21 protein-coding genes are annotated in these 22259 nt (G+C 57.8%); 10 read left to right on the forward strand and 11 right to left on the reverse strand.

Features of this window, described 5'->3' with window-relative positions; genetic code table 11:
- The first annotated feature begins 100 nt into the window (after window positions 1-100).
- Window positions 101-880: a DeoR/GlpR family DNA-binding transcription regulator gene (locus Q1B27_RS00390; protein ID WP_299841981.1), complete on the forward strand. Its 780-nt coding sequence runs from the start codon at window positions 101-103 to the stop codon at window positions 878-880.
- An 86-nt stretch (window positions 881-966) separates the two neighbouring features.
- On the opposite strand, the gene Q1B27_RS00395 is transcribed toward Q1B27_RS00390, so the two are convergent.
- The 4 genes from Q1B27_RS00395 to Q1B27_RS00410 all read right to left on the reverse strand — a co-directional run bounded on the left by Q1B27_RS00395 (window position 967) and on the right by Q1B27_RS00410 (window position 4102).
- Window positions 967-1974, reverse strand: a complete 1008-nt coding sequence (locus Q1B27_RS00395; RefSeq protein ID WP_299841984.1) for an extracellular solute-binding protein — start codon at window positions 1972-1974, stop codon at window positions 967-969.
- A gap of 105 nt (window positions 1975-2079) precedes the next feature.
- Window positions 2080-2880 carry a metal ABC transporter permease gene (locus Q1B27_RS00400; RefSeq protein ID WP_299841987.1) on the reverse strand — a complete coding sequence of 267 codons (801 nt, stop codon included), beginning with the start codon at window positions 2878-2880 and terminating at the stop codon, window positions 2080-2082.
- The gene (locus Q1B27_RS00405; RefSeq protein ID WP_299841990.1) at window positions 2877-3626 is read right to left on the reverse strand and encodes a metal ABC transporter ATP-binding protein; all 750 of its coding nucleotides are present in this window, start codon (window positions 3624-3626) and stop codon (window positions 2877-2879) included. The genes Q1B27_RS00400 and Q1B27_RS00405 overlap by 4 nt, the downstream gene beginning before the upstream one ends.
- Window positions 3623-4102, reverse strand: a complete 480-nt coding sequence (locus tag Q1B27_RS00410; protein ID WP_299841992.1) for a Fur family transcriptional regulator — start codon at window positions 4100-4102, stop codon at window positions 3623-3625. The genes Q1B27_RS00405 and Q1B27_RS00410 overlap by 4 nt, the downstream gene beginning before the upstream one ends.
- Before the next feature lie 89 nt (window positions 4103-4191).
- Here Q1B27_RS00410 and Q1B27_RS00415 point away from each other — a divergent pair, with 89 nt between their 5' ends.
- The 4 genes from Q1B27_RS00415 to Q1B27_RS00430 all read left to right on the forward strand — a co-directional run bounded on the left by Q1B27_RS00415 (window position 4192) and on the right by Q1B27_RS00430 (window position 8665).
- Window positions 4192-5097, forward strand: a complete 906-nt coding sequence (locus Q1B27_RS00415; RefSeq protein WP_367181314.1) for a zinc ABC transporter substrate-binding protein — start codon at window positions 4192-4194, stop codon at window positions 5095-5097.
- A gap of 119 nt (window positions 5098-5216) precedes the next feature.
- Window positions 5217-7100, forward strand: coding sequence for an acyl-CoA synthetase (locus Q1B27_RS00420; protein ID WP_299841995.1), 1884 nt, complete (start codon window positions 5217-5219; stop codon window positions 7098-7100).
- A gap of 15 nt (window positions 7101-7115) precedes the next feature.
- Window positions 7116-7472 carry a cupin domain-containing protein gene (locus Q1B27_RS00425; protein WP_299841998.1) on the forward strand — a complete coding sequence of 119 codons (357 nt, stop codon included), beginning with the start codon at window positions 7116-7118 and terminating at the stop codon, window positions 7470-7472.
- A gap of 374 nt (window positions 7473-7846) precedes the next feature.
- Window positions 7847-8665, forward strand: a complete 819-nt coding sequence (locus Q1B27_RS00430; protein WP_299842000.1) for a DUF2189 domain-containing protein — start codon at window positions 7847-7849, stop codon at window positions 8663-8665.
- Between the two features lie 273 nt (window positions 8666-8938).
- On the opposite strand, the gene Q1B27_RS00435 is transcribed toward Q1B27_RS00430, so the two are convergent.
- From Q1B27_RS00435 to Q1B27_RS00445, 3 genes are all read right to left on the reverse strand, one after another.
- The gene (locus Q1B27_RS00435) at window positions 8939-10504 is read right to left on the reverse strand and encodes a 2-isopropylmalate synthase (protein WP_299842003.1); all 1566 of its coding nucleotides are present in this window, start codon (window positions 10502-10504) and stop codon (window positions 8939-8941) included.
- A gap of 14 nt (window positions 10505-10518) precedes the next feature.
- Window positions 10519-10875 carry a cupin domain-containing protein gene (locus tag Q1B27_RS00440; RefSeq protein ID WP_299842006.1) on the reverse strand — a complete coding sequence of 119 codons (357 nt, stop codon included), beginning with the start codon at window positions 10873-10875 and terminating at the stop codon, window positions 10519-10521.
- A gap of 76 nt (window positions 10876-10951) precedes the next feature.
- Entirely contained in the window at window positions 10952-11095 is a 144-nt protein-coding gene (locus Q1B27_RS00445; RefSeq protein WP_299842009.1) for a hypothetical protein, read from the reverse strand.
- 27 nt (window positions 11096-11122) lie between these two features.
- Between Q1B27_RS00445 and Q1B27_RS00450 the strand changes: the two genes are divergently transcribed.
- Both Q1B27_RS00450 and Q1B27_RS00455 read left to right on the forward strand, forming a co-directional pair.
- Complete coding sequence (locus Q1B27_RS00450; protein WP_299842011.1) at window positions 11123-11788, forward strand: SDR family NAD(P)-dependent oxidoreductase; 666 nt, start codon at window positions 11123-11125, stop codon at window positions 11786-11788.
- Window positions 11782-13311: a cryptochrome/photolyase family protein gene (locus Q1B27_RS00455; RefSeq protein ID WP_299842013.1), complete on the forward strand. Its 1530-nt coding sequence runs from the start codon at window positions 11782-11784 to the stop codon at window positions 13309-13311. Before Q1B27_RS00450 ends, Q1B27_RS00455 begins: the two co-directional genes overlap by 7 nt.
- A gap of 15 nt (window positions 13312-13326) precedes the next feature.
- Here Q1B27_RS00455 and Q1B27_RS00460 read toward each other — a convergent pair whose 3' ends face one another.
- Window positions 13327-14739, reverse strand: coding sequence for a 2-isopropylmalate synthase (locus tag Q1B27_RS00460; protein ID WP_299842016.1), 1413 nt, complete (start codon window positions 14737-14739; stop codon window positions 13327-13329).
- A 393-nt stretch (window positions 14740-15132) separates the two neighbouring features.
- On the opposite strand from Q1B27_RS00460, the gene Q1B27_RS00465 reads away from it, so the two are divergent.
- Window positions 15133-15870 carry a hypothetical protein gene (locus Q1B27_RS00465; protein ID WP_299842019.1) on the forward strand — a complete coding sequence of 246 codons (738 nt, stop codon included), beginning with the start codon at window positions 15133-15135 and terminating at the stop codon, window positions 15868-15870.
- A 139-nt stretch (window positions 15871-16009) separates the two neighbouring features.
- On the forward strand, window positions 16010-17668 hold the full coding sequence (locus tag Q1B27_RS00470) for an NAD+ synthase (RefSeq protein ID WP_299842022.1): 1659 nt from the start codon (window positions 16010-16012) through the stop codon (window positions 17666-17668).
- 12 nt (window positions 17669-17680) lie between these two features.
- On the opposite strand, the gene Q1B27_RS00475 is transcribed toward Q1B27_RS00470, so the two are convergent.
- Together Q1B27_RS00475 and Q1B27_RS00480 are read right to left on the reverse strand one after the other, a co-directional pair.
- Window positions 17681-19192 (reverse strand): diguanylate cyclase, encoded by a 1512-nt coding sequence (locus Q1B27_RS00475; protein ID WP_299842025.1) that lies wholly within the window; start codon window positions 19190-19192, stop codon window positions 17681-17683.
- A gap of 48 nt (window positions 19193-19240) precedes the next feature.
- Window positions 19241-20161, reverse strand: coding sequence for an MBL fold metallo-hydrolase (locus Q1B27_RS00480; protein ID WP_299842028.1), 921 nt, complete (start codon window positions 20159-20161; stop codon window positions 19241-19243).
- Window positions 20162-20261: 100 nt separating this feature from the next.
- On the opposite strand from Q1B27_RS00480, the gene Q1B27_RS00485 reads away from it, so the two are divergent.
- Window positions 20262-20690 carry a DUF1801 domain-containing protein gene (locus tag Q1B27_RS00485; protein WP_299842031.1) on the forward strand — a complete coding sequence of 143 codons (429 nt, stop codon included), beginning with the start codon at window positions 20262-20264 and terminating at the stop codon, window positions 20688-20690.
- Between the two features lie 27 nt (window positions 20691-20717).
- On the opposite strand, the gene gltX is transcribed toward Q1B27_RS00485, so the two are convergent.
- Window positions 20718-22043 carry a glutamate--tRNA ligase gene (gltX, locus tag Q1B27_RS00490; RefSeq protein ID WP_299842034.1) on the reverse strand — a complete coding sequence of 442 codons (1326 nt, stop codon included), beginning with the start codon at window positions 22041-22043 and terminating at the stop codon, window positions 20718-20720.
- Between the last annotated feature and the right edge of the window lie 216 nt (window positions 22044-22259).

Raw genomic sequence — 22259 nt, forward strand, 5'->3', positions numbered from 1 at the left:
TCAGATGCATAATTCGCATATATTTACCGGTAGGGGTTCTTTTTTTCTTGGATGGTGTTGCTTTTTGTGGTTTTCAAAGCTGGGAAATGTCGGAGAGGTCATGAATACACAGCGCAAAACAACCAATCAGCGCGAAGAAGAGATTTTGCACGAGCTGCAAAAGGCTGGCGGCTCCTGTCGAGTCAGCTATCTGGCTGAACAGCTGAATGTGACCAACGAAACGATCCGCCGCAATATCCGCACGCTGGAACGCAGCAACATCGTGCGCAAGGTGCATGGCGGGGTGCATCTGGTCGAAGATATCAGCGAAGCATCGTTCGAAAGCCGCATTTCGACCCATGCCGACGCTAAGGCGCGGTTGGGTGCGGCGGTGGCAGAAACGATCAGTGACGGCGATTCCGTATTCCTCGATATCGGCTCGACCACGGCCTATGTTGCGATGGCGCTTAAACAACGCAGCAACCTGTTCGTGGTGACGAATTCCGCCTTTGTCGCCAGTACGCTGGCCACGCGCAACGGCAACCGGGTGTTTCTAGCAGGCGGAGAGTTGCGCGCCCATGACGGCGGTGCGTTCGGGGCCGAGGCGCTGGATCTGGTGGGGCGCTTGAATGTGCAGTTTGCAATTTTCTCAGTGGGTGCTGTCAATGCCGAAACCGGCTTCATGCTGCATGATCTGGAAGAGGCCAACATCGCGCGGGTCGCGGCGCAGAATGCGCAGGTCAACATTGTGGTGGCGGACAATGACAAATTCAACAAGCGTGCGCCGGTTGCTCTGGGGCGGTTGCCTCGGTTTGATGTATTCTACACGGATATGCAGCCCCCATCGGAGATCAGCGACATGTTGGAGCGAAATGATGTCGATCTGGTGGTTGTCGACTAGCTGATGCCATGTACAAACGGCCTGGTCATGGACAGCAAAAAGGCAGCGCGACGTTCACGCTGCCCCTTTAGGTTAGTTCACGTGAATCAATCCCAGCCGACCTTGTTGAAGGTCGCTTGTGCTGCGCCAGCATTGCGGCTGAAGGCCGAGGTATTCGTGCTGGTATCCGCTTTGAATTCACCCAGGCGCTTGGTGCTGTCGTCATCCGGTGCGCTTGCTACCGCTGCGTATTCATTGTTCTGATTGGCAAAATGCTCCTGTGCAAAGTCGCTTGTCAGGAATTCCAGCAGCTTTGTCGCCTCTTCGGGGTTTGGGGCCGAGGATGTCAACGAAGCGGTCGACAGGTTCACATGCGCGCCGCGCCCGTCTTGGTTTGGCCAGACCCAGCCGATATTGTCGATGCCGCCGGTTAGGCCTTCGACGTCTTTGTCAAAGCCACGCAGGAAATAATAGTGGTTGGCAACTGCCACTTCACATTCGCCCGACACAATCCCGCGAAGTTGATCCGTATCGCCGCCTTGCGGTGCGCGGGCCATATTGTCGACCAGGCCGGCAGCCCAATCTTCGGCTGCTTTCTCACCGTGCACTTCGATCAATGAGGCCAGCAATGACTGGTTGTAGATGTTCGAGGAAGAGCGGATGCAGACTTTACCTTTCCAGGCGGGATCGGCCAATTCCTCGTAGGTTTGCGGCGGTGTGGCCACCTTGGCCTTGTCATAGAAGATGATGCGGGCGCGCTGTGAAAGGCCGAACCAGAGGTTGTCGGGGTGTTGCAGATGCTCTGGCACGCGGGCCTCGATCTCGTCCGAGGTGAAAGCTTGCAACAATCCCGCCTCTTCGGCGCGGGCCATGCGACCGACATCAACGGCGATGAAAACGTCTGCGGGGCTGTTGTCCCCCTCGGCTTCCATCCGGGCGATCAGTTCATCCGCCTTGGCTTCGATGCGGTTGACTTTGATGCCTGTCTCTTCGGTGAACTTGTCATAGAGCGCATCATCCGAGTCGTAGTGACGGGCAGAATAGACGTTTACCTCTTGCGCCATCATGGGTGTGGCAAGGGCAAGGGTGGCAGCAGCGAGTGTCAGGGTCCTCATTGGGGATGTCCTTTTTTCTGACTGAATTACTCGGATATCTGTGAGTAATCCGACAAAAATAGTCAAGTCAAAAATATTAACAAATCTTTAAGGTATGCGGCTGGCTTAGGCCGGTTTACGACTGAGCACTCGGAAAAGGTTGGTCAAGGCAAAGATCAGTGCGGCAACACAAACAATTGTCGGACCAGTCGGCGTATCAAGTGAGAATGAAGCTTGCAGGCCTCCAAGGGCAGACAGGCAGGCGATTAAAACGGCAATACACGCCATCCGTTCAGGTGTCGCAGACAAGGGACGGGCGGCGGCGGCGGGAATGATCAGCATTGCGGCAATCAGCAAGACACCGACAACCTTGATGGCGACGGCAACAACCAGCGCCAAGGCCAGGGTCAACACCAGTTGTTCGCGCTTGGGGTCGATGCCGCTGGCATAGGCCAGATCACTGCCCAATGTTGCCGTCAGGAGAGCCTGCCAGCGCCAGACCAGCAGAAACAGGACAAGCACTGCGCCCCCCCAGATGATCAGCAGATCTGGTTTGCTGACAGCAAGTATGTCGCCAAAGAGATAGGCCATCAGGTCGATTCGCACGCCCTGCAGGAACGAGACCGCGACCAATCCGAAAGCCAATGCAGAATGGGCCATGACACCCAACAGCGTATCCATGGCATACCCCCGACCGGATAGCGCCGAAACGGTAAGGGCCATTACCAGCGCAACGACCAGCGCCCCGGCGAAAACCGACATTGAAAATCCGAGTGCCAGAGCCACGCCAAGAATGGCCGCATGGGCGGTGGCGTCACCGAAATAGGCCATGCGCCGCCAGACGACGAAACAACCAAGTGGCGCTGCGGCAATCGCCACGCCGAGACCTGCAAGCGCTGCACGGAAAAGGAAATCATCCAGTATCATTCCGCGGCCTCGTGATCATGATCGCAGGTGTGATCGTGGTGGTGGTCATGGTCGTGACGATGACGATAAAGCGCCAGCGCGCCACCGGTGCCGGTGCCGAAAATCGCGCGGTATTCCGGGGCTGAGACCACGACCTCGGGCTTGCCTTCGCAACAGATGTGACCGTTGAGACAGATCACTCTGTCCGAGGCGCTCATGACCACATGCAATTCGTGGCTGACCATCAGAACGGCACATCCCAGATCGTGACGCACCTCTTCAATACGGCGATAAAACGCGGCGGAACCGGGCTGATCAAGTCCCTGGGTCGCCTCATCCAGAATCAGCAGATCGGGTTTTTCCATTAACGCGCGCGCCAGTTGCACGCGCTGGAACTGGCCGCCGGAAAGATCGGCCATCTGCCGGTCATGCAGATCGGGCAAACCGGCCTGTTCAAGCGCTTTGTCCAGATCAGCGGTGGCATGGCGGCGGGGCAGGGATAGAAACCGCCGCGCGGTCATCGGCAAGGTCGGGTCGATATGTAGGGTTTGCGGCACATAGCCGATGCGCAGGCCCGGTGCCCGGGTGACCGTGCCCTGTGCAGGTTGGATCGCGCCGATCAGCGCCCGAAGCAACGACGACTTGCCCGAGCCATTGGGGCCGACGATGGTGACAATCTCACCCCGGTCGATGGTCAGATTTACATCGCGCAGCACCGTGTTGGCACCGTGGCGGATGTCGACATCGCGCGTTTCAATCAGCGTCATGGTGCTGAGTCCCCGCAGTTCGGGCAGAGGCCAAGCACCTCGACCACCGCCTGTTCGATGGTAAACCCGGTTTCGGATGCGGCACGGCCCAGCAAGCCATGCGATGGCTCGGCATGGGTTTCTGCCACCGCATCGCATTCACGGCAAATCAGAAAGACAGGCGTGTGATCATGTCCGGGATGGGTGCAGGCGACAAAACCATTCATATGTTCGATCTTGTGGGCAAACCCATGACTGATCAGAAAATCGAGCGCACGGTAGGCGACAGGTGGTTGCGAACCCAACCCGTCCTTGCGCAGTTGATCCAAGATCTCGTAGGCGCCCATCGCGCGGTGCTGTTGCAGCAGGATTTCAAGCGCGCGGCGGCGGACCGGTGTGAATTGCAACCTGTTTGCGGCGCAATATCCGGCAACGGCATCCAGACCATCCTTGATGCAATTGTTGTGATCATGGGATTCAAAACCGATGGGTTCCATGTCGTGCCCTCAAACGCGATGCGGGGTTGATATGTTATAAAGTAACAACTATCAAGCCCACCGAATTGTTCTTTATGGAGATCACCCAATTGCGTCTGATCAGCATCTTGTCCGTTTTTCTAAGCGTTTCGGCGGCACAGGCCGACGTGCCGCGCGTTTCTGTCGATATTGCGCCCGTACATTCACTGGTGGCGCAGGTGATGGACGGGGTGGGCGTGCCTGACCTGATCCTGCGACCCGGTGCTTCGCCGCATCACTACGCATTGCGCCCGTCCGAGGCTGCGGCCCTGGACAATGCCGATATGGTGATCTGGATGGGGGAAGAACTCACACCCTGGCTGGCAACGGCGGTTGATACCTTGTCTGGCGAAGCACGGTTGCTGGCATTGCTGGACGCAGAAGAGACGCATCTGTTGCCACTGCGGGAGGGGATTGGATTTGAAGATGAGGCGCATGACCATGAAGAGGCGCACGAACATCATGGCGAGAGTGACCCGCATGCGTGGCTGAGCCCGGAAAACGCGCAACGTTGGCTCTTTCTGATTGCTGACGAACTTTCGGCGCTTGATCCAGAACATGCGGCGCTTTTCAAAGCCAATGCGGCGCGCGGTGCTGAAGCGCTTGGGGACATGCGGCAAGCCATCAGAACGGAGTTGGCACCGGTCAAAGAAGCACGTTCCCTGCTTTTCCATGATGCTTACCAGTATTTCGAAGCAGCGTTTGATGTTCCCGCTGTCGCTGCGATTTCACTTAGCGATGCGTCCCGTCCTGGTCCTGCAAGGATAGCGGCACTGCGCGAGCTGGCAGAAGAGCAGCAGATCAATTGCATTCTGACGGAGCCGCAATTCGATCCCAAGCTGGCCCAGGCGATTCTACCTGATGGGCATATGGTCGGGGTTCTCGATCCGATGGGGACCGAATTCGAGCCGGGTGTCGGGCTTTACGTGTCGATGATGCAGGCACTGGCGGCAGGTTTTGCCAGTTGCGCCAGGTAATCGCGGTCCCCAATCGTTCAAAACGCTGCGTAAAACTTGCACGGCGGGCTAAACGCACCCATGCTGACGCATAACTGAAAATACACGCCCGGATTAACGGCGGTTTGGGAGGACCGAAAATGACCTTTGCCACGCAGGCAGATGTGCGCGCTATCGAAGATGAGATGCCATGGGACGCGCGCGAGCGCCCTGAAACGATCTATCAGATGTTGCGCCATACCGCGAAAACCTTTCCCGACCGACCCGCCATTTCTTATCAGTTGTTTTCCGGGCCTGACGACAAATCCCAGACCCTGAGCTGGCAGCAATTCCACGATCAGGTGTGCCAGGCGGCGAACCTCTATCGCAGTTTACGGATCGGCGAAAAGGATGTGGTGGCGCTTGTGCTGCCCAATTGTCTTGAAACAGCGGTGGCCACAATCGGGGGTATGGTTGCGGGGGTCGTGAATCCGATAAACCCGCTGCTGGAGCCTGAACAGATTGGTGCCATCCTGCGGGAAACAAACGCAAAAGTGGTTGTAACGCTCAAGGCCTTTCCCAAGACCGACATTGCCCAGAAAACGGCCGAGGCCGTGCGTCATGCGCCCAATGTTCATACGGTGCTTGAGATTGATCTGAACACCTATCTCAGCCCGCCCAAAAGCTGGATCGTGCCGCTGGTGCGCCCGAAAAATCCCAATAATCACCATGCCGATGTGCTGAATTTCAACAAGGAAATGGCCAAGCACAAGACCGCGCTGGAATTCGAAGATACCAGCGCAGATCGGGTGGCGGCCTATTTTCACACGGGCGGTACGACCGGCATGCCCAAAGTGGCGCAGCATCGCTATTCCGGCATGGTCTATAACGGCTGGCTGGGCCACAAGCTGCTCTTTGATGAGCATGACGTGATCATGTGCCCGCTACCTCTTTTCCATGTTTTTGCCTGTCACGTGATCCTGATGGCGATGATCAAATCGGGCGCGCATGTGGTCTTTCCCACACCCGCCGGGTTCCGTGGTGATGGCGTGTTCGACAATTTCTGGAAGCTGTGCGAGCGCTGGAAAATCAGCTTTGTCATCACTGTGCCGACCGCCACGGCCGCATTGATGCAGCGCAAGGTCGATGCCGACATCTCGACCGTCAAGAACGCATTCTCAGGCTCGGCCCCGATGCCGATGGAGTTGTTCAAACGCTTCGAAAGCGCCACCGGCATGACCGTGATCGAAGGCTATGGCCTGACCGAGGCGACCTGCCTTGTGTCGTGCAACCCACCGACCGGCGAAAAGAAAGTCGGGTCGGTCGGGGTGCCTTTGCCCTATACGGATGTAAAAATTTTCAACAACACGCCTGATGGTCCGGTGGAATGCGCTTCGGACGAGGTGGGTGAGATTTGTATTGATAACCCAGGGGTTTACGCGGGTAACACCTATACCGAGGCGGCCAAGAACCGGGATCTCTATCACAAGGAAACTTACCTGCGCACCGGTGATCTGGGCCGGATCGACCCGGATGGGTATCTGTGGATCACTGGCCGTGCCAAGGATCTGATCATTCGTGGCGGTCACAATATCGACCCGGCCGATATCGAAGAAGCGCTGATGGCGCATAAGGCGGTGGCGATGGCGGGCGCAATCGGTCAGCCGGACTCCCACGCCGGTGAAATCCCCTGCGCCTATGTTGAACTGGTCGACGGGGCCAGTGTGACCGGAGAAGAACTGCGCGAGCATTGCAAGGTCCATGTTCACGAACGCGCTGCCATCCCTAAATACATAGAAGTATTGGATGAATTGCCGAAAACCGCTGTCGGCAAGGTCTTTAAACCGGATCTGCGCAAAAGGGCGATCACACGGATTTACAATGCCGATCTGGAAAAGGCCGGTGTGCCGGTGCGGGTCGTGCAGGTGGTCGACGACAAGAAACGCGGGCTGGTGGCGCAGCTGGAAAAGGTCGACGGTGTCGATGAGGCGAAACTGAGCGAAGTTCTGGGCAATTACACGCGCCCGTGGGAGTGGATGGAATAGGCGGAGGGACCTAGAATGGAAGACAGGGATTTCAGGCTGGCCTCGCACCCGGCTACGATGGTGCCATCGCACCTGACGCCTGCCGAGACGTTTACCACCGATGACCGGACCGAGACCATTCATTCCGCCTTTGAAACAGAAGACGAAAGCATCTTGTCGGGTGTGTGGGAATGCGCGCCCTGCCGCGAGGAGATCGACGCCTATCCGGTGCATGAGATGATGACGGTCGTGTCAGGGTCGCTGACGCTGACCCATGCCGATGGACGGGCCGAGACCTTCACGGCGGGCGATACATTTTTCATCGCCAAGGGCAGTAAACTGACCTGGGAAATCACCGAGACCCTGCGCAAATTCTACATGATCGCCGAATAGGGAGCCCAGCGATCTGCCCGCGTCAGGCAGCGTGATTTTTCCGCGTTAAAATTTCGCCGTGTTGGAAAACCAGAGAGAATCGGGTTAACACGCTGAAAACGCAGGAAATCCCATGTCGGTATAACGTCGGTATTTTGTCGGTATTGCGTCGGTGCGATTTTCGGTATCCGGCGGGCTTAACAGATCGTACGGTCACGAATTGCCAAAAAGTGGACGAAGCGGGCCTCTCAAATCTCTTCTTCACCCACCGGGCCCGCCCTTGTCCCTTTGCCTCACCTGATGCAAACTTGTGCGCGGAGGAGGAGTTTCTGTTTCACCGCAGGGTCTGCTGTCAAAAGGACCAGCGCGGTGCCATGTTTTGGGAGGAGTGAATCATGACATCCAAGACCGCAGGTTCCACACCACCGGGCAATCTGACCCCGCAGCAGAAGGGCCGCCCCACAGTCAACAAGGTGACGGCGGATGATATCACCGAGTCGCTGAAGGCCGGGTTTTCCGACTTTCTGGCGCGGCCCGTCATGAGCGGCTTTTTCGGCCTGTTCTATGCGGTGTTCGGAATCCTGATTGTTTGGTGCCTGTTCTGGCTCGGCAAGGTCTGGATGGTCATTCCCGCAGCCATAGGCTTTCCGCTGGTCGCACCCTTTGCTGCCGCCGGGCTTTATGAGATGTCCCGCCGGTTGCAGAAGGGAGAGAGCTTTGGCTGGTCCGAAATCCTCACTGTCATGGCCAATCAACGCAAGCGCGAAATGGGCTGGATGGCCTTTGTCACACTGTTCATTCTATGGGTGTGGTTTTACCAGTTTCGGACCTTGCTGGTGATCATCCTGCAAGATTCATCCTTTTCGGATCTGGATGGGTTTATCAACACCGTATTCTTCACACCCGAAGGCTGGACCTTCCTTGCCATTGGCACCTGCGTCGGCGCATTTCTGTCGGCTGCCCTTTTTTCGGTGACCGTCGTCGCCATGCCCTTGCTGCTCGACCGGGAAATCGATTTCATTTCTGCAATGTTGACGTCCATTCGCGTCGTTCAGGAAAACCCCGTGGTCATGCTCGTCTGGGCGGTGATTATCATTGTCACCATGCTGTTGTCGCTGGTTCCAGCATTTCTGGGCCTGATTTTCACACTGCCGATCCTTGGCCACACCACATGGCACCTTTATCGGCGGGCCGTGTCCCCGGCGGAGGGGTGATCCTCGATAGGTTTGGGCGGAGGATTCTCCCAACCGCAAAACGCGCTTTGCTTACTTGCCGAAGATTTGCGAAATCTGCTGTAGGCACAAAGTCATCATTCGACCTATAGGACTTTGCTGGGAAAACGGCCTTACGCCGCTCTATCGCGCGATGACTTGCCCGACACCTTGAAAGAGGGCGGGTGCCTGATGGGCTGGGCCTTGGCACGGCCCCGGATCGTGGTTGGTGTCCGGGGCCGCGATATTCTAGGGGTGCTCAGGCGTGCTGCCCGGTTACGAGACGTCCTTGTAGCTGATCTCTTTCTCGTCCTGACCGACTTTGCCGCGCCGTACCAACAGGCGATTGAGCGCATTCACATAGGCCTTGGCCGAAGCGACGACCGTATCGGTATCGGCGGATTGGCCGGTGGCGATGTTGCCGTCTTCTTCCAGCCGGACCGAGACGGTCGCCTGCGCATCGGTACCTTCGGTCACCGCGTGCACCTGATAAAGTGACAGCCGTGCGGTGTTGGGATGCAATTCGCGCACCGCCTTGAAGGTCGCATCCACCGGGCCATCACCGGATTGGGTGGCGGTTTTTTCGATCCCGTCGATGGTCATGAGCAGTTCGGCATCCGCCGGGCCACCGGTGCCGCAGGCGACGCGCAGGGATTTGATCACAAGCCGGTCATTGGCGGCATCTTCCCCGGCGCTGACCAGCGCGATCAGGTCGTCGTCATAGACTTCCTTCTTGCGGTCGGCCAGTTCCTTGAACCGGACAAAGACGTCATTGAGCTGATTATCGGCCAATTCATAGCCCAAATCCTTGAGCTTGGAGCGCAACGCGGCGCGGCCCGAATGCTTGCCCATGACGATATTGGTCTCGCTCAGGCCGACATCCTCGGGGCGCATGATTTCGAACGTTTCGGCGTTTTTCAGCATGCCGTCCTGGTGGATGCCGCTTTCATGGGCAAAGGCGTTCTTGCCAACAATGGCCTTGTTGGGCTGCACCTGAAAGCCGCTGACAGTCGACACCCGGCGCGAGAGCGCCATGATCTTTGTCGTGTCGATACCGGTTTGGAAGGGCATGATGTCGCCGCGGACTTTCATCGCCATCACCACTTCTTCCAGTGCAGTGTTGCCGGCGCGTTCGCCAAGACCGTTGATGGTGCATTCGATCTGACGCGCGCCGCCTGCGACGGCGGCCAGTGCGTTGGCGGTGGCCATCCCGAGGTCGTTATGACAGTGGGTGGCAAAGACCACGTCACCGGCGCCCGGCACCTCGGCAATCAGTCGTTCGATCAGGTCGGCGGATTCAACCGGCGCGGTATAGCCCACGGTATCGGGGATGTTGATCGTGGTGGCGCCCGCCTTGATCGCGATTTCAACGACGCGGCAAAGGTAATCCCATTCCGTCCGCGTGGCATCCATCGGCGACCATTGCACATTGTCACAAAGGTTGCGCGCATGGGTCACGGTTTCATGGATGCGATCAGCCATTTCGTCCTGCGTGAGGTTGGGAATGGCGCGGTGCAGCGGCGAGGTGCCGATGAAAGTATGGATGCGCGGGCGGGTGGCGTGTTGCACGGCCTCCCAACAGCGGTCGATATCCTTGAAATTGGCGCGTGCCAGTCCGCAGATCACTGCATCTTTGGCATTCTTTGCGATCTCGGTCACGGCGTTGAAATCACCCTCTGAGGCGATGGGAAAACCGGCCTCGATGATATCCACGCCCATATCGTCAAGCATCCCGGCGATTTCCAGCTTTTCGTCATGGGTCATGGTCGCGCCGGGGGATTGTTCGCCGTCGCGCAAGGTGGTGTCAAAGATGACCACGCGGTCTTTGGAGTTCTCGGTCATGTTTCTTGTCCCGGTTAAATATGTTGTTTGGCGGCGGCGGGCATGCCGCTATCGCCCGTGTTCGGTTCGCCTGCGGGCTCGATCAGAAGCACCTTGGCCTCGGTCTCGGCGCGGGGACGGTGTACGATACCCTTGGGCACGACGCAAAGTTCGCCTGGCCCCATCGTGACGCTTGCGCCGCCCTCCTGGTCAAGGGTGACAGCGCCGTCAAGGATCAGGAAGAAATCATCCGTATCGTCGTGTTTGTGAAAGGGAAATTCGCCCTGGAATTTGACCACCATCACGTCATTGCCGTTATAGGAGGCGACAACCTTGGGATCCCAGTGCGTATCGAAGAGGGCCAGCTTTTCGGCCAGATTTACCTTGTTCATATCCATTGTCCTAAGCTTGGGTGATACGGCGCGCCACACAATCCATCCCCTGAGCGCAGGCGCCGTTCAGGCGCGCTCAGAGGCGGCTTAGGAGTAGCAGGGCAGCACCAAGCGCGCCGGAAATGCGGCGTGCGGTGATGGTGATATGCCCTTTGGTCATCATGGCGGACATGATAAGCCCGGTTGCCGGGAAATAAAAGAGCGTTTTGATGTTGATCATGACAGCAACCCTTCTAGGTCGGAATTCATGGAAAAGGCATTAATCATCGGCGCCTCGGGCGGGATCGGATCGGCCATCGCTGCGGCGCTGAAGGCGCGCGGTGTGGCGGTAACAGAGCTGTCGCGGCGTGGTGACGGATTGGATGTGACCGACGAGACGTCGGTCGCGGCCGCATTGGGCGGGCTTGCGGGGCCGTATGATCTGATCTTTGTGGCGTCCGGCGCGCTTGAGATCGACGGTGCTGCGCCAGAGAAGACATTGCAATCGGTGACAGCGCAGGCCATGGCCGATCAGTTCGCGGTCAATTGCATCGGGCCATCATTGGTACTGAAACACGGCATGCACCTTCTGCCGCGCAAGGGCAGGGCGGTCTTTGCCGCGCTCTCCGCGAGAGTGGGATCAATCGGGGATAACCGGTTAGGGGGCTGGTATTCCTACCGCACCGCCAAGGCCGCGCTGAACCAGATGATCCATACGGCGGCGATCGAGCTTGGGCGCAGCCACAAGGACGCGATCTGTGTCTGCCTGCACCCCGGCACGGTCGCCACCGATTTCACCGCCAAATATGCCGGTCGCCACAAGACTGTCCCGCCCGCGGAGGCCGCCCAGAACCTGTTGGCGGTGATTGACGGGCTGGGCACCGGGGATACCGGTCAATTCTTTGATTGGGCGGGCAAACCGGTCACATGGTGAAGCGGCTTGTTCTGGTTCTTGGGGATCAACTGAGTACCGGGCTGTCGGCGCTGCGCGCCGCTGAGCCCGACACGGATCTGGTGGTGATGGCCGAGGTGGCGGATGAGACGTCCTATGTGCCGCATCATCCCAAGAAGATCGCGCTGGTCCTATCGGCGATGCGCCATTTTGCCGAAGAGTTGCGGCAGGATGGCTGGCAGGTGGCCTATACCAGACTGGACGATCCTGATGCCTCGAAATCCATCGTGGGGGAGTTGATGCGCCGGGGGCAGGAACACGGCACGACCTGGGTCATTGCCACGCGCCCCGGTGAATGGCGGCTGAATGAGGCGTTGGAAAACGCGCCGCTGACGGTGACGGTGCTGCCGGATGATCGGTTTATCGCCACGCTGAACGAGTTTTCAGCCTGGGCCGAGGGGCGCAAAGAGCTACGGATGGAGTATTTCTATCGCGATATGCGGCGCAAGACCGGGTTGATGATGGAGGGTGACAAGCCAGCGGGGGAAAAGTGGAACTACGACCACGAGAACCGAAAACCCGCAAAGGCCGACATGCTGCGATCTGCACCGATGCAGTTCACGCCGGACGAGATCACCGAAGAGGTGCTGGCCCTGGTCGACGCCCGGTTCGGAGAGAGCTTTGGCGCGCTGCGCCCGTTCTGGTTTGCGGTGACACGTACGCAGGCGCTGCGGGCGCTGGATCACTTTGCCAAGAACCTGCTGGACGGGTTTGGTGATACCCAGGATGCGATGTTGCAAGACGATCGTTTCCTGCATCATTCAGTGTTGTCGCCTTACCTCAACCTCGGATTGCTGGGGCCGCTGGAAATATGTCAGCGGGTGGAGGAAGAATGGCGGGCGGGCAGGGTGCCGATCAATGCGGCGGAGGGGTATATCCGGCAGATCATCGGCTGGCGTGAATATGTGCGGGGGCTCTATTTTCACGAAGGGCCGGATTATACGGACCGCAATGTTCTGGGCCATACCCGCGATTTGCCGTGGATGTATTGGGGGGGTGAGACAGGTATGAACTGTATCTCTCATGCGGTTGCCCAGACCCGGGACGAGGCCTATGCTCACCACATCCAGCGGCTGATGGTGACGGGGAATTTCGCCCTGTTGGCGGGGATTGATCCGGGCCAGGTGCATGAATGGTATCTGGCGGTCTATGCGGATGCGTTCGAGTGGGTCGAGGCCCCCAATACGGTCGGGATGAGCCAGTTCGCCGACGGCGGCATCATCGCCTCGAAACCTTACGTAAGCTCGGGCAATTACATCAACAAGATGTCGGATTACTGCGGTGGATGCGCCTATTCGGTCAAGGAAAAAACCGGCAAGACCGCGTGCCCGTTCAACCTGTTATATTGGCATTTTCTGGATCGTCATCGTGACCGGTTCGGAAAGAACCCCCGGATGGGCAACATGTACCGCACCTGGGATCGCATGGATGAAGATCGCCGCAACACCGTGCTAAAGGACGCCGAGGCGTTTCTGGCCCGGCTGGATGCGGATGAGCCTGTCTGAGCCACGCAGGATTTGTTATTCGGTCGCGTCGGTTTCTTCGGTCAGCGCGCCATCCTGCCATTCGCCGCTGGTTTCTTCGCCGGTGGCATAGCGGATGGTGCCCTGTCCCTGACGTTTGCCGCGACGGAACATGCCCTCGTAGACGTCGCCGTTGAGATAGGTGGCGACACCTTGTCCGCTGATTTCACCGTTTTGCCATTCGCCGGTGTATTTGAACCCGTCGGGCATGGTGATTGACCCCTGACCGTGGCGCTGGCCGTTATTGAACTGGCCTTTGTAAACGGTACCATCGGGGTAGGTGGCCGTGCCATTTCCCTGGCGCTGCCCCTCGACCCAGTCGCCTTCATAGCGGTAGCCGTCGGCATAGGTCATCACGCCGGTGCCGTGATTCTTGGCGTTCTTGAAATCGCCTTCATATACAAGCCCGTTGGGATAGCTGGCGCGTCCCTTGCCATCAATCACCCCATCAACCCATGACCCTTCATAGGTGGAACCGTCCGGATAGGTGATCTTGCCCTCGCCATTGGCCAGATCATCGCGGAATTCGCCCACATAGACCGAACCATCGGGGTAGGTGACAGTGCCCTGACCGGCGATCTTGCCCGCCACCCAGGTGCCTTCGTATTTATAGCCATCCGTACCGGTGAACGTGCCCTGACCATCGCGCAGATCGTCAAGGAACTGGCCCTCATAGACATCGCCATTGGCATAGGTCACGCGGCCTTGCCCCTCGCGCCGGCCGGCCACAAGCGTGCCCTCGTAGACATCGCCATTGGGTTGGGTCAGCTTGCCGGTGCCATTGATCTGACCGTCTTTCCACAGGCCGGTATAGATCAGCCCGTCAGGCATGGTCAGCGTGCCTTGGCCTTCGCGCGCGCCGCGGGCCACATCGCCATCATAGATCGCGCCATCGGGATAGGTGATCTTGCCGGTGCCTTCCTTGACGCCATTGACCCAATCGCCGTCATAGACATAGCCATTGGGGCTGGTCATCACGCCGCGACCCGAGTGCATGGCGTTGCGGAACCCTCCCTCATAGCGCACGCCGTTGGCATAAAGCGCGACGCCCTGGCCGGTGATCTTGCCATCCTCCCAGCTGCCCTCATAGGTGCCGCCATCGCTGAATACGATGATCCCGACACCCTGCGGTTTGCCCTTGGAGAATTCACCCTCGTAGACCGACCCGTTGGGGAAGCGGGCCACGCCCTTGCCCTTGATCTCACCCTCGACCCAGTCACCGGTATATTCATAGCCATTGGGCAGGGTGTAGGTGCCGGTGCCGTGCTGAAGGCCGTTCTTGAACGTGCCCTCATAAATCCCGCCATCATCGTATTGCTTGGTGCGAACCTCGGCATCCTGCGCGCCGAGCGCGGTGGCACCCATCAGTGCGGCCCCTAAAATAACCGTTCTTGTCAGTGAAAATGTCATCTCTGCCCCGAATTCCCCACCTCGCATGTCACGCGCGATTGCAGGAAATCTAGTGGACAGACTGGGGGCTGACAACGGCTTTCGCTCAAATCGGCTTTCCCTTGCCCGCCGAAGGCCAAGTCGGCAACTTCCGGGCCGCAAAACCAGACCTTACTCTAACTGCTTGAAATTGTTTTTGGCACGAGGCTGTGAAAATCCACAGTATTATGTTATTCTGGTTGTACTTTATTTTAAAAAAACAATTTTGGAGATATATTATGAGAGCTTTTGCTATTGGTGTATTCCTTTCCGTTTTTGCAGGCGTGCCTGCAGTGATCAGCCAGGAAAAATGTCCCAACACGCATTACCTTTGCGGTGGTGTGGTGTGCTGTCCCAAAAATTAGGATCAGAACCATGTCTAAGAAAATTATGGCCCTTCTGGGGCTCGTAGGTGCATTGGCCCTTGGTCAACTCATCCTGCTGGATATCATCTATCCTGACGTTATCGCGGCCAATCGGTTTCCCCGACAAACGACAGCGTCCCCGGTGACTGCTGGCGACTTCGTTGTGATCGAGGCAGATGGTCCGCGGCGATTGTGTTCGGGGCAGGTTGTCGATGAGGAATTGGAAACGGATGACCGGACCGGAATTTACTTTAACCGTGTCGCCAAGAGCGTGTATTCGGTCGCGTCGCTTTTTGTTGATGAAGAGAAGGCGAGAGTGTTGACAACGAACAAGAGCATCGCGTTCTCGGGGCAGTCATCGGCGTTAAAGACGGGCCAGCCCGGATATAACAGTTTGCAGGATTGTAAATGTAAAATTGCAGAGGCGTGGATGAACCAGCGCCAGGTCTGCATGGTGGAATCGTCGCTGGTGGAAACGGCCATCGTCGATGTGGTTGACGGCTCTCCGACCGTACTCAGGCGCGTCAATCGCAGCATAGCCGTTTCGTTGAAGGCCGATCCGGTGATTTTGCCGGACTTTGTCTTTAAGCAATGCGGCTTTGAACGAAAAAACCCCTCTGCGGTACTGGGCCAGCAGATCAGTTGCGCGTCAAAGGGTAAAGAAGAGCAACAGATGCCGCTCGATGTGAAGTTACGCCGTTTGCTGGGCGTCATACAGAAAGAGCACCTGATCCTCGCGAGTAAATGAGCGGCTGCGTCAGATTCAGGATCGCAAAACAGGTTACCACTCACCGAGAGCTTCACGCTTTCACCTGTTCTGAAATCTGCTAAACCCGGGTTTAGTAGGTTTCGGAGCTGGTGCATCATTGGATGTGCGGGAAGTGAGCATGAGAGAGCGTTTTCGGTTAACACTGGCACAGATGAACCCGACCGTGGGCGATCTGGACGGCAACGCCGTTCTGGCGCGCAAGGCGTGGGAGGCCGGGCGCGAAGCCGGGGCGAACATGGTCGCGCTGCCTGAGATGTTCATCACCGGCTACAACACCCAGGATCTGGTGATGAAACCGGCCTTTCATCAGGCGGCAATTGCAAAGCTGGAAGAGCTGGCGCGTGACTGTGCCGATGGGCCTGCATTGTCCATCGGCGGGCCGGCCCTGGAAGGAGCGGGGCTTTATAACGCCTATTACGTGCTAAAAAATGGCCGCACCAGTGCACGGGTGCTGAAGCATCATCTGCCCAATGAAACCGTCTTTGACGAGGTCCGAATTTACGATGCGGCCGAGGTGGGCGGGCCGTATGTGGTGGATGATGTGCGCGTCGGCAGCCCGATCTGCGAGGATAGCTGGCACGAGGATGTGCCCGAGACGCTGGCCGAAACAGGGGCAGAATTTCTGCTGGTGCCGAATGGTTCGCCCTACTACCGAAACAAGATGGAGGTGCGGCAGAACCTGATGGTGTCGCGCGTGATCGAAACGGGGCTGCCGCTGATTTATTTGAACCTCGTGGGTGGGCAGGACGATCAGGTTTTTGACGGCGGCACCTTTGTGCTGAACCCGGGCGGTGAATTGGCCTTGCAGATGCCGGTGTTCGAGGAGGCGATTGCCCAGCTGGACCTGGTGCGAGGTGACGAGGGCTGGCGCGCCGAAAAGGGTGATCTTGCCCCGATTCCAGATGCTTATGAGCAGGATTACAATGCAATGGTGTTGTCCCTGCGGGATTACATGCGCAAGACCGGGTTCAAGAAAGTGCTGCTGGGGCTGTCAGGCGGGATCGATTCAGCCATCGTGGCGACGATTGCGGCGGACGCCTTGGGCGCTCAGAATGTGCGCTGCGTCATGCTGCCTTCGGAATATACCAGTCAGGCGTCGCTGGAGGATGCCAAGCACGTCGCTGAAAATCTGGGCTGCCGCTATGATTTTGTTCCCATTTCCGAGGCGAGGGGCGCGGTTACGAACACGCTTGCACCGCTGTTCGAGGGGACCGAGCCGGGGCTGACTGAGGAGAATATCCAGTCGCGCCTGCGGGGGTTATTGTTGATGGCGCTGTCGAACAAATTCGGTGAGATGTTGTTGACCACCGGCAATAAATCCGAGGTCGCGGTGGGCTATGCCACGATTTATGGCGACATGGCGGGCGGCTATAATCCGATCAAGGACATGTATAAAACCCGTGTGTTTGACATCTGTCGCTGGCGCAATGCCAACCACCGGGACTGGATGATGGGGCCCGCGGGCGAGGTCATTCCGCCCAATGTGATCCAGAAGCCGCCTTCGGCCGAACTGCGCGAGGATCAGAAAGACAGCGATTCACTGCCCGACTATCCGGTGCTGGACGGTATTCTGAACATTCTGGTGGATCAGGACGGCTCAATCGCCGATTGCATCGCGGCGGGCTATGACAGGGCAGACGCGAAGAAGGTCGAACACCTGCTTTATATCAGCGAATACAAGCGCTTCCAATCGGCCCCGGGCACGCGCCTGAGCAAGAAGGCCTTCTGGCTGGATCGTCGCTATCCCATCGTGAACCGGTTTCGGGATGAGAGTTGAGGCAGCTAAATTTCAGCCATGCCGTGACGTAGCGACGTTGACGCAATTGCGGCCATCATCTTTGGAGCGGTAGAGCGCGTCATCCGCAGCGCTCAGCAAATCCTGAGGCAAGGCGCCATGATCGGGATAGGCCGCGACACCTACCGAGATGGTCACACGGGGCAAAATATCCGATCCGTAGCGTACCTGTACATCTTCAACGGCGGTGCGCAGCGTTTCGCCCGCTTTCCGCGCCTCTTCCAAAGTGGCACCGGGCAGCAGAACGGTAAATTCTTCGCCGCCGAAACGACAGGGGATCTGCCCTTCGCTGAATTGATCATACATCCGTTCGGCAATGGCGCGCAGCACCATGTCGCCCGCATCATGGCCGTGATTGTCGTTGAAGGCTTTGAACTTGTCCGCATCAAATGACAGGATGCTGAACTTGCCATTCTTGCGTCGTGCCATAGTCAGTTCGGTCCGCAACGCTTCGAGGAAATAGCGACGATTATAAAGCCCGGTCAGAGGATCGCGGGTGGATTGATCGTGCAATTCGTCACGGAGTTTTACATTGGCGATGGCGAGGCTGATATGTTCACCGCATTGCACCGCGAAATGTTGCGCCGCATCGAGCGCCTTGCGATCATCATTGGCGTCAAAGCGTATATGCAAAAGCCCGACAGTGTCGCCATGCGCCACGATGGGAATGCAAAGATAATCCTGCATTTCTTCTGGCTGAGGTTGATCTTTGACATGTCGACAGGGAAATGAGATTTCCTGATTGTCATACCGATAGTGCCGACCACGCCGCAGCGCCCAGCAGCTGTCGGGTGCGATATGGTCGTGCAAGGCTGATGATCCCCAATCGCAGGCACCGTCCAGCACGTCGCGGGAATTGGAATAAAGATACAATTCGCCTACTGATCCAGGCAACAGTTTGGAGATAAAAATAACAACAATTTCAAATAGTTCTTCAAGGCTTTTACAGCATTGCAGCCATTCGTCCAGCTCGGCCAGCAACTTTGCCTCTTGCTGATGGGCGCGGGTGTCCTGTAAGGCGTCCAACGCCTGAACCTCGGCGGTTTCGGCACGTTTCTTGGCCTCGGCCAGATCGGCAGCAGCGCGGCGCGCCTGGCTTACATCGGTGAAGGTGACCACATGACCGCCATCGGGTAGCGGTCGTGCATTTGTGGCGATCACCCGGCCAGAGGGCAGGGTGCGGTCAAATTCAAACGGGGCGCCGGAGGCAAAATACGCTTCGACCTGTTCCACCCGCTCTTGAGAAAGCTCGCCCCGGGCGATGGCGGATTTCAGGAAGTCGCGCCGCCGCCGACCCGGGTAAAGCTCATCCCGAGCAAGCTCCATCACCGCAAAGACGCGGTCATTATACATGGTGCAGCGCGCATCGTCGGACCACACCAGAACGCCTTGTTCCATTGAGTTCAGAATGTTCATCGCCAGCTCGGAATCGAGCAATTGCGATTGCGCCTCTGCGCTGACATTCTGCAAAGTGATACCGTTGGCCAAAACCGGACCCCAAATCATTACCCGGCTCCGGTTTACCCTTATTTCATTGCAAATTAGTGAACGATATCACAGTGAAAGCTGATAGCTTTCGGGCGTGTAGACATAGCCTTTGCCGTGCTTTTCGACGTAACCGACCGCAGGCCAGGGCATGTGATAGCCGACAAAGGGGATGCGATCCGCGGCCATCATGTCCAACAGGCGGACGCGTGTCGTGGCGGCGGCCTGTTTATCCATGTCAAACTTGACCTCCCATTCGGGATGGGCCAGCGACCAGACATAGTGATTGGCAAAATCCGCCGCGATCAGAAGCTGCTGACCATTGCTCTCGATCATATAGGTCATGTGACCCGGCGTATGGCCGAACGCCTCAACCGCGGTGATGCCAGGGGCGGCGCTGTTGCCGGGATCAATCATCTCAGCTTTGTCCGCCAAGGGCTTCATATTACTGTTGAATTTCTCATTCTCCATCGCAACCCACGCATCGTATTCCACAGCACCGGTGATATAACGTGCCTTTGGGAATGTGGCGGTTCCATCGCGCATCAACCCGCCGATATGGTCGCCGTGCATATGGGTGATGACCACGATATCAATCTGATCAGGAGAATACCCCGCAGCGGCCAGCGCGCTGGTGATATCGGTGCTGCTGAGGCCAGTGTCGAAAAGCACGAGTTCAGAACCGGTGTTGACCACCGTGGGTGTAAAGAAGAACCGGGCCTGGTCGGTCGGCAGATTGGCCGCCTCGGAGACTTGTGCGAATTCCTCAGCGCCGACATTGAGGCCGAAAATAGAATGCGGGTCAGGGCGGGGGAAACTGTTTGAAAGCAAAGTTGTAACCTCAAAATTTCCCAGCATGAAACGGTTATATTTTGTTGTCGAAGGTCCCAGCATCGGTGCCGCTGCGTTGGCGGATTGAGCCAGTGGAATCAGGGGCAGGGCCGCGCTGGATGCGATCAGGCTGCGGCGGGTCAGGTTTGATGTGGTCATGGAAGCCTCCGGGTTGGGTCAGGATCAAGATAGTACAGGTTGATGACAGCGGTTAGAGGATCACGCTAATGTGAGGATATGCACCAATGGGAGAGGGGCCATGAGCGGCAATAAAACCCAAGTGACCGATCAAAAGCCAGCGGATTTCATCGCGTCGGTTGAGCCAGAGCGGCGGCGATTAGATGGAGAGGTTTTATTGAAATTTTTCAATGATTTAACGGGCTATCTTCCAGTGATGTGGGGGCCTTCGATCGTGGGATATGGCCGGTATCACTATACGTATGCCACGGGACGAGAGGGAGAATTCCTGGCGACCGGGTTCAGCCCGCGCAAGGCCAGTCTGAGCCTCTATATCATGCCGGGATACCAGGATTACGGAGAGATTCTGAGCCGGTTGGGCAAACACAAATTGGGTAAGTCTTGTCTCTACGTCAATAAGCTTGCGGATGTGGATATGGATGTGCTGGCCGAGCTGGTGCAGACCGGGCTTCGGGATCTGGACAAGATCTGGACCGTGCATCCGACATAACCTGTCAGAAGCCTGAGCCAGGTCACGTCAGTTTTTGGCCTTGATCTTCTGCAAGAGCGGCAAGACCTGCGCCATATCAGGCCCGTGCGCCTGACCGGTCAGCGCTTTGCGCAGCGGCATGAACAGGCCACGCCCCTTGCGCCCAGTGGCTTCTTTTACGGCCGCTGTCCAATTGCCCCAGCTATCGCCGTCATAAGGGCCTTCCGGCAGCAAAGCCAAAGCCTCGGCCACGAACGCGCGATCCTCATCGTCGATCACCGGCTCGGCGCCGTCGCGGAACATCTCCCACCACCCGTCAAGATCGTGCAGCGTGGTGATGTTTTCCCGGGTTACCGCCCAGAAATGCAGGGCCAGGTCCTCGGGCACGCCTAGTGCTGCGATGCGTGCCTGCACCGCCTCGAAAGGCAGGCCCTGAAGGTATTTCGCGGTCAGCGGGAACAGGTCCTGCACGTCGAACTTGGTGGGGGCGGCGCCGAAATGGTCCAGATCGAAGCCTTCGATCAGCTCCGCCATTTCGGTGCGCAGCTCGACCGGGTCGCTGGAGCCCAGTCGCGCCATCAGGCTGAGCAGCGCCATCGGCTGCACGCCCTGTTCGCGCAGGTCGCGCAGCGCCAGTGTGCCCAGCCGTTTCGACAGGCTTTCGCCCTGTGGACCGGTCAGCAAGGAATGATGCGCAAAGCTTGGAACGGTGCCGCCCAGGGCCTCGATGATCTGGATCTGCGTCGCGGTGTTGGTCACATGATCCGAGCCGCGCACCACATGGGTCACGCCCATTTCGGTGTCATCGACGACCGAGGCGATGGTATAAAGCACCTGCCCATCAGCCTTGATCAGCACCGGGTCGCTGACACTGGCCGCATCAATCGAGATATCGCCCAGAATGCCGTCTTTCCACTCGATCCGTTCCTGATCAAGCTTGAACCGCCAGACACCGCTGCCGCGTTCGGCGCGCAGGGCGTCCTTCTCGGCTTCGCTCAGCGACAGGGCGGCGCGGTCGTAGACCGGCGGCATGCCCATGTTGAGTTGCTTCTTGCGCTTCAGGTCTAGTTCCGTGGGTGTCTCGAACGCCTCGTAGAACCGTCCCATCTCGCGCAGCTTGTCAGCGGCCTCGGCATAGCGATCCAACCGCTGCGACTGCCGCTCGATCCGGTCCCAATGCAGGCCCAGCCATTCCAGGTCCTGTTTAATCCCGTCGACATATTCCTCTTTCGAGCGTTCCGGGTCGGTATCGTCGATCCGCAGGATGAACGTGCCGCCGGATTTGGCAGCGATCAGATAGTTCATCAGCGCGGTGCGCAGGTTGCCCACATGGATGTAACCGGTGGGGGACGGGGCAAAACGGGTGGTGGTCATCGGCTCTCTCCTGGCTCAACCGGCAGATGTCACAGCCACGCCCGATTGTCCAGAATGCCACGCCTCTGTCAGGAAAGATGGATTGCGTGCTATTCTTTGTCTTTTGGACAAAAGCACTTAGGAAAAGTCGTGTAGGCGGAACAGCTGGCCGAATTTCAGGGCCTTAGCGAAATTGTCGTTGCGGTCTACAGTTCAGCGTTGGGGAAGCCTCCCACT

This window comes from uncultured Roseovarius sp., from assembly GCF_947489715.1.
GTDB lineage: Bacteria > Pseudomonadota > Alphaproteobacteria > Rhodobacterales > Rhodobacteraceae > Roseovarius.